At 69.9% G+C, this 14,557-nt stretch carries 7 protein-coding genes; 2 read left to right on the plus strand and 5 right to left on the minus strand.

The window, feature by feature from the left end; all coding sequences use genetic code 11:
• Position 1: 1 nt before the first annotated feature.
• From ACIBQ1_RS13000 to ACIBQ1_RS13020, 5 genes are all read right to left on the minus strand, one after another.
• A complete protein-coding gene (locus tag ACIBQ1_RS13000; RefSeq protein WP_397277057.1) occupies positions 2-6,142 on the minus strand; it encodes an RHS repeat-associated core domain-containing protein in 6,141 nt (2,046 codons plus the stop codon).
• A 197-nt stretch (positions 6,143-6,339) separates the two neighbouring features.
• The gene (locus ACIBQ1_RS13005) at positions 6,340-9,552 is read right to left on the minus strand and encodes a LamG-like jellyroll fold domain-containing protein (protein ID WP_397277058.1); all 3,213 of its coding nucleotides are present in this window, start codon (positions 9,550-9,552) and stop codon (positions 6,340-6,342) included.
• A gap of 232 nt (positions 9,553-9,784) precedes the next feature.
• Positions 9,785-10,489, minus strand: coding sequence for an alpha/beta fold hydrolase (locus ACIBQ1_RS13010; protein ID WP_355391337.1), 705 nt, complete (start codon positions 10,487-10,489; stop codon positions 9,785-9,787).
• Between the two features lie 14 nt (positions 10,490-10,503).
• Complete coding sequence (locus ACIBQ1_RS13015; protein ID WP_355391334.1) at positions 10,504-10,794, minus strand: ATP/GTP-binding protein; 291 nt, start codon at positions 10,792-10,794, stop codon at positions 10,504-10,506.
• Positions 10,791-12,236: a 3-hydroxybutyryl-CoA dehydrogenase gene (locus ACIBQ1_RS13020; protein WP_397277061.1), complete on the minus strand. Its 1,446-nt coding sequence runs from the start codon at positions 12,234-12,236 to the stop codon at positions 10,791-10,793. The genes ACIBQ1_RS13015 and ACIBQ1_RS13020 overlap by 4 nt, the downstream gene beginning before the upstream one ends.
• 36 nt (positions 12,237-12,272) lie before the next feature.
• Between ACIBQ1_RS13020 and nucS the strand changes: the two genes are divergently transcribed.
• Positions 12,273-12,935 (plus strand): endonuclease NucS, encoded by a 663-nt coding sequence (gene nucS / locus ACIBQ1_RS13025; RefSeq protein ID WP_394501278.1) that lies wholly within the window; start codon positions 12,273-12,275, stop codon positions 12,933-12,935.
• Between the two features lie 128 nt (positions 12,936-13,063).
• Positions 13,064-14,536 (plus strand): aldehyde dehydrogenase family protein, encoded by a 1,473-nt coding sequence (locus ACIBQ1_RS13030; RefSeq protein WP_397277063.1) that lies wholly within the window; start codon positions 13,064-13,066, stop codon positions 14,534-14,536.
• The last annotated feature ends 21 nt before the right edge of the window (positions 14,537-14,557 follow it).

Here is a 14,557-nt window from a genome sequence, read left to right on the forward strand (position 1 = left end):
ATCAGCCGAAACCACCGCCGAACCAGGCGTCGAAGAAGTCGACGAAGTCATCGGCGAGCTTCCCGCCACGGAAGCCCAGTTCCGTGCTCGCCCCTCTTCTGGTGCTGTTCTCCAGCTCGACCTTCTCCGGCTTGAAGATCTGCTTCTGACCCTGGCCGGAGCCGTTGCTCGGGAGGTTCGACGGCGGCCTGCCCTCCGGATACATCCGGCCGTTGCCGTAGACGCTGTAGGACTGCGTCGGCTGGACGGTGCCGTCGTTCCGGTAGACCTGGCTCGGCCGTGGCTGTGCCGGCTGCCGGTTCGCCCTGGGCGGCGCCTGCCGCTGCGTCGACCTGTGGCTGGTCGGACGCTGCACCGGGCGCGAGCGAGCATGCTGGATCCCTCTGGGGAGGTGGCCGGTCCGGCGGTTGTGCCGCTGCCTGTTCAGCACGCTCCGCTTCTTGGCCGCCGCCTCACGAGCCGCCTTCCTGGCCGCTTTGCGGGCCGCCGCCGCGGCCCGTCGCCTCGCCACGGCCTCCCGGGCACGCCTGGCGGCCTCCGCGGCTCGTTTCCTGGCCGCCGCCGCGGCCCGTTTCCTGGCCGTCTCCGCGGCCCGCCTCTTGGCTTCCTCCCTGGCCCTCTTCCTCGCGGCCTCCAAGGCCCGCTTCCTGGCCTCCTCCCTGGCCTTCTTCCTCGCGGCCTCCAGAGCCTTCTTCCTGGCGATCTCCCTGGCCCGGCGGATCGCCGCCTGCCTGGCAGCTCGCATGGCCGCCTTCTTGGCGAGGTAGCGGGCTCCGACCCGGACGCCGATGGCGACCACGACCCAGACCCACTGCCCGTCAGGGTCCGTCATGGTGACGGGGCTGTTGTTGGCGTAGGCGTAGGCGTTCAGCTGCTGCGGATCGACATCGTCGATGATGGGGTCCACCGACATGAACCGGCCAAGCTTGGGGTCGTACTCGCGGGCGCCGAGGTGGACGAGCCCGGTCGTCGCGTCCTTCGTGCCGCCGACGAACCCGCGCTGGCCCGGCCACCATGGCGGTGGCGAGCCCCGGTCCTCGCCGAACGGCGTCGTCCTGCGCACGGCCAGGTCGCCGGTTCCGGCGTTCACCGCGGCCTGCGCGGTGCCCTGGTGGTCGTTGGCCAGGAAGTACACCTGGTTGTCCGGCGTGCGCACCGCGATGGGCTCGTCGTTGACGGTGTAGTAGCGGGTCTGCTCGACGACGTCCTTGGCGTAGTCGAGGCGCAGCTCCATGTCGTCGATGTAGAGGGTGGCGTCGGTCGAGGTCTTGCGCATCAGCCGGTCGCCGTCCGCGTCGTAGATGAACGACGTGGTCTTGCCCGCCTCCGTCACCGACTCGAGGTTGCCTTCGGCGTCCCAGACCAGGCTCTGGTCGGAGGTGCCGACCTTGCGCCTGGTGGTGTTGCCCGCGGTGTCGTACTCGAACAGGTCCGACCCGACGGTCTGCAGCGCGTGCGGCTGCTTGCCGCCCGCCGCCGGGTAGGTGTAGTCACGGACGCTCTCACCGGTGCCGCCCCAGGCGTGCTTGGTCTCCTTGATCCGGTTGCCGGTGGAGTCGTAGCCGTAGCTGACCGCGTACGGGGCCACACCGCCGATCTTGCCGGACTGCGGGCTGCCGCTCGCACAGTCGTCCGTGGCCGTCCAGGCGGAGGTCAGGCGGCGCAGATGGTCGTACGTGAAGCACTGCGTGTCCTGGCCGGTCGCCTTGTCGGCGATCTTGGTGATGTTGCCGACCGCGTCGTAGGTGTAGTTGACGTCGAGGTCGGTCTTGGCCGCGCCCTCCCGGTCCACTCGCATGCTGGTGAGCCTGCGGGTGGCCTCGTCGTGGGCGTAGGTGAGCCAGGTCTTCTTGCCGGCCGAGCCCAGCTCGTACTGCAGGGTCTCGCCCAGCTTGGAGTAGCGGGCCGCGCCCACGTACGTCGACAGGCCGCTGACCTTGGTCGTCTGGCCGAGCTCGTCGTAGGTGTAGACGACCTGCTCCTCGGCCAGCCCGCCGACGCCGGGGAAGCTGACCGACTGGACCTTGTCGTCGGCCGTGTAGCGGGTGTTGAGCACGTACGAGCCGGCGAGCTTGCCCTCCCGCTCGGGGACGGTGACCGTCTCGCGGAGCGGGCGGTAGTCGACGTCGATGGCGTTGATCTCGGCCGTGTACGCCTGCCCGCCCACGTAGCGGATGCTGGCGTTCATCTGCCCCTTGGCCAGGGCGTCGTACTTCCACTCGGCCAGCAGGGGGCCGGTCCCGGAGCCCTCGCGCAGCTCCTTCTGGCGGCCCAGCTGGTCGTAGACGTACCACAGCGTCTTGCCGCGGGAGTCGGTCGTGCTGACGACCTCGTCGGCGTCGTTGTACGTCATCGTCGTGACGCCCTTGTCGGGGTCCTCGGTCTTGATCTCCCGGCCGCGCATGTCGTAGTGGTGGCGCCACACGTTGCCTGCCGAGTCGGTCACCGTGGACAGCCGGCCGGCGGCGTCGTAGGTGTACTTGGTGGCCTCGTACTCGCCTGTCGGGGTCGCGCCCTTGTACTGGCGCAGCTCGATCAGGCGGTCCTCGGCATCACCGATGCGGGTCGTCGCCGTGCCGCCCGGCGGCGGCGTCACGTGGACCCTGTCGCCCTCCTGCTTGACGGTGACCCGGTACTTCTCCGCGCCCTTCGCCTTGAGGATCTGCGCGTTGACGTCACCCGCGCCGTCGAAGGTCGACACGACCTGGTTGGGCACGTCGGTGTCGGCGACCGCGAGCAGGTCGGTGGAGGGCGTGCCGATGGCGAAGTAGCCGGAGTTGGACTTGTACTCCTCGCCCTGGGAGTTGTAGTAGGTGTCGGTGATCGTGCGCCCGTCACGCAGGTTGGGGTCCTGCGTCTGGTCGTCCCTGGGCGCGGGTTCCTGGGTCTGGCGCTCGCGCATCAGGCCGTCGTACAGGTCGTAGCTGCTGGTGTAGCCACCGTCTCCGCGCAGCGTCTTCGTGGTGACGTAGCTGGGGCCGTCGTCCCGCATGACGTAGGAGTACTCGGTGCTGGGCGACTGCCCCGCCGCCTTGTTCCGATCGGCCTGCCAGACCTTGATCAGCCGGCCGAGCGCGTCGTACTCCATCTCGACGCGGCGGTTGTTGGCGTCGGTGTCGACGGTGGGTTCGCCCCACGCCGGCTGGACGATCGTCCGGTCGGTGTGGCCGAGCTGGTTGGTCTCGGCGATCTCGGTCGGGAGGGCGCCCGTGGTCGGGGTGTATGCGGTCACGGACTTGTTGCCGACCGTGTCGGTCTCGCTGGTCTCGCGGCCGTAGACGTCGTACGTGTGAGACCTGTCGGTGATTGTCGTACCGTCACCGGAGACGACCTGCTGGACCGAGGTCACGTCGCCCTTGCTCGGCGCCTGGCCGTTCGCCTTGTTGTCGTACTGGACCTTCTCGTCCGAGAGCACCTCGTCGGCGGCCAGCTTGGAGACGGCGGTACCGCAGCTCGCCGCGACCTTCTGGATGCGGCTGGCGTAGTCCAGCATCCAGCTCGCGTCGTTGCGGGCGTAGGTGTAGCGGGTGCACTGGTCGTCGTCGGTCGTGGCCAGGTCGCCCTTCTCCTCCACCTGGGTGAGCAGGCCGTTGGTGTCGTACGTGCGCTCCTCGCCGGTACGCCGCCACTTGCCGTCGGGAAGCGCCTTGCGGGTGGCCATGGACTTGGCCTCGACCACGTGCGCGGCCTTGGTGACGCCGCCCTGGGTGGATTCCGCGGTCTTCACCGACCACGGCTGCTCGACGCTCGCGGTCAGGATGGCCCCGCCGTCCCCGTCGTAGAGGAGCTCCTCGCGTTCGAGGCCGGAGTACTGGTCGAGGTCGTCCAGCTTGACGCCCTCGGAGTCCTCCACCTGCGCTGTGCGCTTGGAGCCGTCGGCCTGCTTGTCACCGTGCATGCCGCGGAAGTAGCGGAACTCCGTGAGCGTGCGCTTGGTGTCCTGTCCGTCGCCCTCGCGCACCCTTACCCGGCCGAAGCCGCGGAAGTCCGACCACGTGCGGTGCTCGGGCTTGACCAGGATGTTCTCGGCGTAGTGCCAGGCGGCGCCGTCCAGGTATTCGTAGTTGGTGACCACGTTGGGCGAGCCAGAGATGCGGTCGACCTCGATCATCTGCGACACCACGTACTTGTGGAACCAGTCGGTGACCTCGGTCTCGTTCAGCGGCGCCCAGCGCTGCGGGAAGCACAGCTTGGTGTTCTTGTCGGCCGCCGGCAGTTCGCCGGCCTTGCACTCGGCGGCTGCGTAGTTGATCCGCAACTCGCCGCCGGTCCCGTTGTTCACGGCCTGGACGCGCCACTTGACCAGCGGGGCGCGGCCCTCGGTGGCGTCCACCCGGTTGGGGAGCTGGACGCCGATGAACGTGGTCTTGGGTGCCGTGACCGTGCCGCCCACGTGGCCGCTCTGCTGGACCGAGGCCAGCCAGAGCGACGGGCTGAGGCCGTCACCCGTGGCGGGGAACTGGTGCGTCAACGCCCAGGAGTCGACGTTGCCGTACGTGCTCCCGGACAGGATCTGCGTGGTGACCTTGGTCAGCCGCTTGCGGGTGAAGAACGTCGGCGACAACCGGTCCGTGCACTTCACACCCGAGTCACAGATCTGGTCGAACGGCACGTCCGGCCAGGACGCCGCGGTCTCCTTCTTGAGCTGGTCGGGCGCGCAGGTGATGGTGCCGCTGGGCAGGCACCGCTCGGCCACCTCGAACACCACCCGGGCCGCCGGGTTCTTGGTGAACAACTCGCTCTGCAGGTAGCCGTAGTCGATGCGGGTCAGGTACGCGCCACGCACGTACTGGGTGCCCAGCTCCGGCTTGGAGTTGCGGCCGTAGTAGTTGGTCTCGCGCTCGTACCAGTACGTGGTCGCGTTCCCGTGGGTGTCCACGGCGTAGTCGAGGTTCCACCGGTACGCCTGCTGGCACCAGGCGTTGGCCGGGGTGCTGTTGTAGCAGGGCTCGCCGCTGTTGTTGCCGAACACCGGCACCGTCTGGACCGACTTCGTCTCCGCCTTGCCGCTCACCCAGCCGGGCAGCCGGTTCAGGCCGAAGGTGAACTGGGAGCCGTCGGGGGTGGTGACCCGCCAGTACTCACCGTTGTTGTCGCCGTTGGTGGCACCGGTGAGGTACTCGATGCGGGTGCCGTCGTCGCGCTTGGGCCGCCACTGCTTGGTCGTGGCGTCCTTGACCAGCTCCACGGAGGAGGAGCCGAGCGACATGACGGCATTGTCCTGGTCCCAACACAGGTCGCCGGTCTTCTTGCCGTCGATCGAGCAGGACTTGTAGCGGCGCTCGACGTAGCCTCCGGGGTTGAGGTCGAAGCCCTCACCCACCCAGGACGCCTGGTTGTTGGTGGATGCGGTGCGGCCGTCCACGCTCTGGGAGGAGTAGCCGAGCCCGATCTCCGGCTCCTCGCCGCCCAGCGCGGGCGGGGTGCGCATGTCGTAGCTCCAGTTGAAGTCGCCGGTCTGGGTGCCGACGCTCCAGTCCGCCGAGGGAGCCAGCGAGGTGGCGGAGTGGTCGCCCGACTGGCCGGAGGCGGCCGCCGTCACCGCGTACAGGCCGGCCGGCTCGAAGTCGGCGGTGAGCGTGCCCGCCTTCGGGTCGTTCTCACTCTTGACCGGCTGGGGCGCGGCGCAGCCGTCGGCCCCGGTCAGCGCGCACTCCTCCAGCTTGACGACGCGGAGCCGGGCGCCGTAGTCGCCGCCGTAGGCGTACCGGAAGCCGGAGTAGTCGATCTGCAGGCGGGTCTTCTTGCCGGACGCGGCCTTGAGGCTCGCTCCCTGGCCGGGCGATACGCGCATCGCGAGGCCGAGCAGCTGGGAGTCGAGGAGCTCGACGCGTACCGGGTCGGTGCTCTCGGCCTCGGCCTTGGCGGCGGCGCCCTTCTGCGGGGCCAGCTTTACGGGGAAGCCGGTCGCCGCCAGGGTGCTCGCCCCGGTGCCGCCCAGCTCCGCCGCCTGGGGTTTGGGCCAGGCGACGCCTGGTGGCGCCTTCCACGCCTGTTTCTCGACGGGATCGGCCAGCGGGGGCAGGACCGGGACTGTCGTGCCCTTGACCGGCTTCTCGTTCTGCACCGAGGGGGCCGGCCGGGACGCGGCCTGCGCGGGCATGGCGTATGTGAGTGGGACGACGAGGGCGATGGAGAGCACCGCCGCGAGTCTGCGAGGCCAGGGCGACTCGGGCTTGGGTCCCAGGAAACGGTTCCAGTAAGGGTCGTGATAGTCGGGTTCGTTGGGTTCGTGAGGTCGATTCCAGCGGGATTCGGGCAGGTCTAACTCACTCGGCAGGTCCATGAACCTCTCCCAGTCGAGGGGTGCTGATCGGGACTTACTGGGTGGGGGCAGATTTATTGGGCGGCAAGCTGAGCGATCTGCTCGGCGCTCAGCACGCCGTCATACGTGCGGACGTCGTCCACGGTTCCTGGCCAGTAGCCGGTGAAAGCGCCCGCGGTCTTGGTCCGGCCCAGTTGCAGCGGGCCGGTGGCGTTCCACGCGCTCGCGTGGGACGTGATGGTGGTGGTCGAGAGCTGGCCGTTGACGTAGATGCGCAGCTCGCCGGCCAGCGCGTCGTAGACGCCGGCGACGTGCGTCCACTCCAGCGGGTTGGGGATGGCGTCGGAGCGGGTGCGTACGAGGGCGGCGGTGTCGGTGTCGGCGGCCCTCATGCCGAGGGTCCACCGCTGCTGTTCCTTGTCGAAGCCGAGCTGGAACCCGGCTGCCCGGCTGCCCGGCTGGGCCACGGCGGCGGTGTCGGCGGTGGGCAGGTAGTCGAGCTGGACCCAGGCGGCCACGGTGAAGCTCGACCTGGTGTTGACGGCGGGGCCGGTGGTCTGGGCGTAGCCGTTGACGCCGTCGAGCGCGAGCGCGCCGTCCAGCCAGCCGGCCGTCCAGGACGCGCCCCCGGCCAGCGTCGCGGCCGTGGAGCGGCCGGAGGACTCCGCGGCGGACGTGCCCGACTCCTCGTCCAGCTTCCAGTGGCCGACCAGCGTGGCAGCGCTGTTGACCAGGTCGGCGACCTCGTCGGCGAACATGGCCCGGCCGTAGACGCGGACCTCGTCCACGTCGCCCGGCCAGGACTCCGCCGCGGCGCCGTTGACCTTGCCGCGGCCGATGGTGAGCGGGCCGGTGGCGTTCCACGGCTGGGTGAAGGCGACCGTGGACTCCAGCTTGCCGTTGACGTAGAGCGAGATCTGGCCCGCGGCGGAGTCGTAGACGCCGACCAGGTGGGTCCACTCGTTCAGTCTCGGGGCGGCGGCCGACAGGGCCTTGACCGTCGCGGCGCCGTCGGCGTCCGAGCCTGCGCGGACCAGGGCCCAGCGGTCGTCGGACTTCGAGTACTGGAGCGCGAAGCCGCCGGTCCTGGAGCCTTCCTGGGTGACGACGGTCGCGGTGGCCGCGTTCCCGGTCAGGCGGGCCCAGGCGGTGACGGTGAAGTTGCGGCTGGTGTCGGCGATGGGGCCGGAGGTCTGCGCGTACGTGTTGGCCAGGCGCAGCCCCATGCCCGTCTTCCCGGTCGTCCACGTGGCCCCGTACAGCGTCGCCGGGTGGGCGTTCGCCGCGTCGCCGGCCACGGTGCCCTGGCCCTCGTCCATGGCCCAGTGGCCGCTGGGCGCGCGGCCCGAGTTGACGTTGAAGACGTACGTGCGGATCGGGCCGAGCTGGCCCGCGCGGTCCTTGCTGCGTGCCGACAGGACGTTGGGGCCGTCGTGGCGCGGGGTGAGCGCGATCGTGGCCGTGCCGTCCGCGGCGGGCGCGACCTCGCTCTTGGGCGTGGTGTCCAGCCCGTAGACGTACGCGGCCACGTCGGTGACGCCGTTGGGCTCGAACTTGAACGTGCCCGCCAGGCCGACGCCGTCGTTCCAGGTGTCCTCGGAGTACTGGGGCGAGGACACGACCGGCTCCCGGCCCGGGGCGGTGGCGTCCACGGTGGCCTCGCACCAGGGGCTCCAGGCGCTGTTGGCCTTGCCGTCCTCGGCCCGGACGCGCCAGCGGATCAGCGCGCCGTCCGCGTACAGGCTGACCGGGATCGTCGCGTAGTAGGCGGAGCCGGACGAACCCGTCGCGGTGACGTACTCGCCGGTCTTCGTCCCGGCGGCGTTGTACCACTCGAAGCGGCCCTTGACCGAGTTGTCGGTGTCCTTGAGCTTGGCCCACAGCTTGGGCGTGGCCGTGCTGATGATCGGCCGCGCGTCACCGGAGACGCAGGGGCCGCCCGGGTCGGACCAGGCGTCGGCGGCCACCGGGTCGGACGGGATCGAGTTGTACTCGATGACGGCGACCGGGTTGTTCTTGAACTTCTTCCAGGCGTACAGGTCGGTCTCGCTGGTGGCATAGAGACCGATGGTCATGGTGGGCCATTTCTTGGCGGCGGCGTCGGCGGCCCACGACGTGACGTCGAACTCCACACCGCCGGGCGCGCAAGACCCTGTGCCATAGCCCTTGGCCACGTTCACCGTGGAGAGCAACCTGGTCTTCGTCGGCGGGTTCTTCCAGGTGGTGCTCTTGCCGATCGCGCTGGTCCCCCAGGCCTCCACCTTGCGGGCGCTGCACGAGTACGACCACGTCTCATACGTGCGCAGCGTCGCCTTGATGATCTGCTTGCCGTGAATCGTGGCGCCGGTGGCCATCTGGAAGAACGAGCGGTTCGTCTGGGTGGAGCTGATGTGGCCGACGCGGGCGATGTCGCTGGAGTTGAGGTAGTTCGAGTCGGGCCAGTTGCTCCAGACCGCCGTCCACGAGCCGCGGGCGGCCGAGAAGTACGGGTCCAGATAGACGGGGAACTTGGTCTTCGGATCCGCCAGCATCTTCCTGTCCGGCCTCAGACGCAGGTGCCTACCCGCCAGTTCCACGCCCATCGCGGACTCGCGGGCCTCCGGGGAACGGCCTTCCCTGAGCGCCTTCGGGCCGGCGATGCCCTCGGAATCCCACATCTTCGGCGTGGGCGCGATGAAGATCGTCCCTCCGCTCTCGTCGACGGCCTCCAGGTTGCCCGCGTTGTCCGTCTTCACCGACAGGCCGGTGACCGAGAGGGGGTAGGAGAGTTCAGTCAGGCCCGCGGCCGCGGCCCGGGACTTGACCACCAGCACGTGGGAGAAGCCGTCCACGTCAGCGGTGACCTGGAGGTCCACGCCCGGCATGACCTCGGGGTAGGTGGCGGTGTCGCCGTTCAGCGTGGGCCTGGGCAGCGTGTCCTGCCAGCCCAGCTCCAGCGTCTTGGCGCCGCGCGCCATGCGGGCGAGCGGTCCGGAACCACCGCCGGAGAACGTCAGGTCGGCCGCCGTGGCGACCGTCTCGACCGCGCCGTCCGGGCGCAGGCGGAGAGTGGTGTCCACCGGGACCCAGCCGTCGGACTTGCGCACGCGCACCGGGCGGACGTACTGCTCCAGAGTGAACGTGCCGTCGGGCTTGGCCCAGACCTGGCGGGTCTCGCTGCGCTGCGTCTCCACCTCGACGGGCTTGCCGGCGCTGCGGGCGAGGGCCAGCGCGGAGTCCTCGGGTGGTTGGACGGTCTGCGGCGGTTCCACTGTCTTCGCCGCCGCGGGCACCGGATCAGGTGCCACCAAGATCGTTAAAGCTAACGCCGCCGCAACCAACCCACGAACTGCCCGCATATGTCCTCACCCACGGTGAGCAGGGGTTACGCGCGGGAAGGAGCACCCGCCCGGCGTCTCCACGATCTTCGGTTGACGTTCGGATTTTCACCCTGGCCACACGAGAGGTCCAGAGTTTTGCTCATTATGCTCAAATTTCCTTCAGCCCCTCGATTTGTCCGGAAATTTCCGTCATGTCGTCTCAGACGTCCGTGGGCAGCGGCGACGCGGCCGGATTGACCCGCTTGACGATCTCGTTCAGGGCGATGCGGACGTACGGCTCCCCCACCCAAAGGTGCTTGGCCCCGTCCACCCCGATCACCTCGGCCTGCGGCACCCGCGCGAACCTCGCGCGCGCCTCCTCGGGCCGCAGGTAGTCGTCGAACTCGGGCACCAGCGCCACCAGCGGCCGACCGAAGCGCGCCCAGGCGTCCAGGTCGTGGTCGGTGGCCCGGTGCAGCGGGGGCGAGAGCAGGATCGCGCCCTCCACCAGCGGGTCGTGCGCCCACTTCAGCGCCAGCTCCGTGCCGAACGACCAGCCGACCACCCACACCTGCGGCAGGTCGTGGAACTCGGCGTACTCCAGCGCCGCCGCCACGTCGAACCGCTCGCCCTCTCCCCCGTCGAACGTCCCCTCCGAGGTTCCGCGCTCGGAGGACGTGCCCCGGGTGTTGAAGCGCAGCACGGCCAGATCGGCGAGGGCGGGCAGCCGGTTGGCGGCCTTCTTGTAGACGTGGCTGTCCATGAACCCGCCGTGGGTGGGCAGCGGGTGCAGCGTCACCAGCGTCGCCACGGGGGGACGGTCGAGGGGCAGGGCCAGCTCCCCGACCAGGGTCAGGCCGTCGGCCGTCTCAAGCTCGATCGGCTCGCGCCGGGCGGGCAGCACGGTCGCCGCGCGAATCTCCACCTTGGGGGTTCCCTTCAATAACGGGTGCGGCCTGGGCCGCGGTCGAGTCTCTTACGCCAGCATGCGGGGTGCCAGTGGCGGCGCTCCTCGTCGCCCCCCGGCCAGTTGGGCCAGGCGACGAGGTGTGACTGGCCGCTGCGGATCTCCTGGTCGCAGCCCGGACATCGGTAGTCCTTGGTCGAGGAGGCGCCGGTGAGCATGCGCACCTTCCACTCGCCGTCGGGCCATTCCTCCACTTTGTCCAGCCCGGTCGGGAAGCCGAAGGGGCGGGAGGACTCCCTGCGGCGGGCGCGACGAGGGCTCATGGACGCGGGAATCGGCTGACGCCGGCGGTGACGAGCTGGTCGAGCAGCGGGGCGGGGGCGAAGGCGGGCTCGCGGTATTCGGCGTAGAGGGCTCTCAGCCCGTCGCGGACTCTCGCCAGGCCCAGCGACTCCAGCATCTCGAACGGCCCGGCGGGGTAGCCGCAGCCCAGGCGCATGGCCGCGTCGATGTCGTCGATCGAGGCGTAACCGGAGTCGTGCATCCGCACGGCGTCGTTGAGGTAGGGGAAGAGCAGGGCGTCCACCACGAAGCCCGCCCGGTCCTTGCACGGCACCGGCGTCAGCCCGGCGATCTTCACCAGGTCCCTGGCGGCGCTCGCGGCCTCCTCCGAGGTCAGCACCGTCGAGGCGAGCTCGGCCACCTGGTCGCCGACGAGGTGCACGCCGACCATCCTGGCGGGGTCGGGGAGGCGTACGGCGTGCTCGATCACGGGCCGGTCGGCGAGGCGCAGCACCACGTCGGGATCCTCGGACGACCTGAACCCGGCCGCCCGCAGCCGCTCCGCCAGCCCCTCGCCACCGTCCCCGGCCACGCCGAACGTGCCCAGCCGCGACTTGGCCGGCGCCTCCCGCGGCGGGTCGCCGTAGAAGCCCCGGCCCGACTTGCGGCCCAGCAGCCCGGCGGTGACCAGCTCGCGCAGCAGCGGCGAGGGCGCCTGCCGCCGGTCGCGCGTCTCGTCGAACAGCACCCCCATCACCTCGTACGCGGTGTCGAGCCCGATCAGGTCGAGCAACGTGAACGGCCCCATCGGCAGCCCCACGCCCAGCTTCATCGCGGCGTCGATGTCGTCGCGCCCGGCCACGCCCAGCTCCATGAGCACGGCGGCCTGGTTGAGGTAGGGCAGGAGCAGCCGGTTGACCACGAACCCGGCCCGGTCGCCCACCGCCACGGCCGTCTTCCCCAGCCTGCCCGCCAGCGCAGCGACGTCGGCCACCAGGCCGGGCGCGGTCACCACCGTGCCCACGACCTCGACCAGCTTCATCACCGGCGCCGGGTTGAAGAAGTGCATCCCCACGACCTGCCCCGGGCGGCCGGTGGCGGCGGCGATGGCGGTGACGGACAACGAGGAGGAGTTGGTGGCCAGAACGGTCTCGGGCTCGCAGATCCGGTCGAGGTCCTTGAACAGCGCGATCTTGTAGTCGAGGATCTCGGGGATCGCCTCCACCACCAGGTCGACGTCCCGCAGGTCCTCGCGCGAGGTGGTCAGCGTGACGCGGCCGAGGATCTCGTCGCGCTGACCGGGCGCCAGCCTGCCCTTGTCGACGGCCCTGCCGGTGGAGCGCTCAAGATGCCCGCGGCCCCTGGCCAGCGCCTCGGCGTCGGCCTCGACCCCGATCACGCGCAGGCCGGCCCGCGCGAACACCTCGGCGATCCCGGCCCCCATCGTGCCGAGCCCGACCACTCCCACCCTTTCGAACGCCATGCGTCCAGTTTTCCAGAGCCGCTAAGGTGGGGCGTCATGCGGCTGGTCATCGCGCGATGCAGCGTGGATTACATCGGACGGCTCACGGCGCACCTTCCCATGGCGCCGCGGCTCTTGTTGATCAAGGCGGACGGGAGCGTGAGCATCCACGCCGACGACCGCGCCTTCAAGCCGCTCAACTGGATGAACCCGCCGTGCAAGCTCAAAGAGGACGGCGGGACCTGGACCGTCACCCACGGCAAGACCGGCGAGAAGCTGGTGCTGACGATGGAGGAGATCCTCCACGACTCCAGCCACGAGCTGGGCGTCGATCCCGGGCTGATCAAGGACGGCGTCGAGGCCCACCTGCAGGAGTTGCTCGCGGAGCACATCACGACGCTCGGGGACGGCTATTCGCTGATCCGGCGCGAGTACATGACGGCGATCGGGCCGGTGGACATCCTGTGCCGGGACGCGCTGGGCGCGACCGTGGCGGTGGAGATCAAGCGGCGCGGGGAGATCGACGGGGTCGAGCAGCTCACGCGCTATCTGGAGCTGCTCAACCGCGATCCGCTGCTGGCGCCCGTGCGCGGAGTCTTCGCGGCGCAGGAGATCAAGCCGCAGGCGCGTGTGCTCGCCACCGACCGCGGCATTGACTGCGTCACCCTCGACTACGACGCGCTGCGCGGCATCGAGCCGGAGAATCCGACGCTGTTCTAGCGCCGCACCCGGTCATCGACAAGCTGTCAGACGTCGCCGTCCCGCCATGGCGGGACAGCACGCCGAGTAACGGTTTGAACGCGTGCCACATCCTGGTAAGCACCGGCTTACCGGACTATCGTGACGCCATGACGACGCTCACGTTCGACTCGCTCAACCCGGCGACCGGCGAGGTCGTCGGCACCCATCCCAAGCAGGGCCACGACGCCGTGCACGCGGCCGTGGGCCGCGCCGGGGAGGCGGCGGCCTGGTGGGCCGGGCTCGGTCACGCCGCGCGCAGGCAACGGCTGCTCGACTACAAGGCCGTCCTCACCCAGCATCTGAGGGAGCTGGCCGGGCTCGTGCACGAGGAGACGGGCAAGCCGGTGGGCGACGCGACGCTGGAGATCGTGCTGGCGATCACCCACCTCGACTGGGCGGCCCGCAGCGCCCGCAAGGTGCTGGGCCCCCGCCGGGTCGGCACCGGCATGGTCGGCCTCAACCTGGCCGCCACGCTCGAATACCTCCCTCTCGGCGTGGTCGGGGTGATCGGCCCGTGGAACTACCCGGTCTTCACCCCCATGGGCTCCATCGCCTACGCCCTCGCCGCCGGCAACGCCGTGGTGTTCAAGCCCAGCGAGCTCACCCCGGGCATCGGCGTGCGGCTGGCCGAGCTGTTCGCCGAGTCGGTGCCCGAGCATCCCGTGTTCCAGACCGTGACCGGGCTGGGCGAGACCGGGGCGGCGCTGGCCGCCGATCCGAGGGTCGGGAAGGTGGCGTTCACCGGCTCGACCGCCACCGCCAAGCGCGTCATGGCGGCCTGCGCCGAGAACCTGACGCCCATCGTGGCCGAGTGCGGCGGCAAGGACGCGTTCATCGTGGACGCCGACGCCGACCTCGCCAGGGCCGCCGACGCCTGCCTGTGGGGCGCGATGTCCAACGCCGGGCAGACCTGCGTGGGCGTCGAGCGCGTCTACGTGGTCGACGCCGTCTATGAAAGTTTCATGCGGGAGCTGTCCGACCGGGTGACAAAGGTGAAAGCCGGCGAGGACTACGGGCCGATCACGATGCCGGGCCAGGTGGACATCATCAAGCGCCACATCGACGACGCCACCAAGTCCGGAAAAATCGTGACCGGCGGCCCCGGCTCCGTCCGCGCCCCCTTCGTGGAACCCGTGATCGTCGAGGACGTGCCCGAGGACTCCCCCGCGGTGCGCGAGGAGACGTTCGGCCCGACGATCACCGTCCGCCGCACCCGTGACGCCCAGGAGGCCCTGGAGCTGGCCAACGCCTCGGCGTACGGCCTGGGTGGGACGGTTTTCTCCCGGAACACGCGCAGGGCGATGGAGCTCGCCCGCAGGATGCGTACCGGGATGACCGCCATCAATTCCGTCATCTCGTTTGCCGGAGTGCCTGCGCTGCCGTTCGGCGGAGTGGGAGACTCAGGGTTCGGACGGATCCATGGAGCCGACGGTCTACGCGAGTTCGCCAGGCCCAAAGCGATCTCCCGGCAGCGGTTCGCGATGCCGGGGATGAACCTGACCTCGTTCACCCGAGGGCCCGCCGAGCTTGAGCGACTGATCAGGCTCGTCACGTTCTTGCATGGACGACGTAAAAGATAATCTTCTTACCCTTTCCCAAAA

It is taken from the genome of Nonomuraea sp. NPDC050153 (assembly GCF_044460125.1).
Classification (GTDB): Bacteria; Actinomycetota; Actinomycetes; order Streptosporangiales; family Streptosporangiaceae; genus Nonomuraea.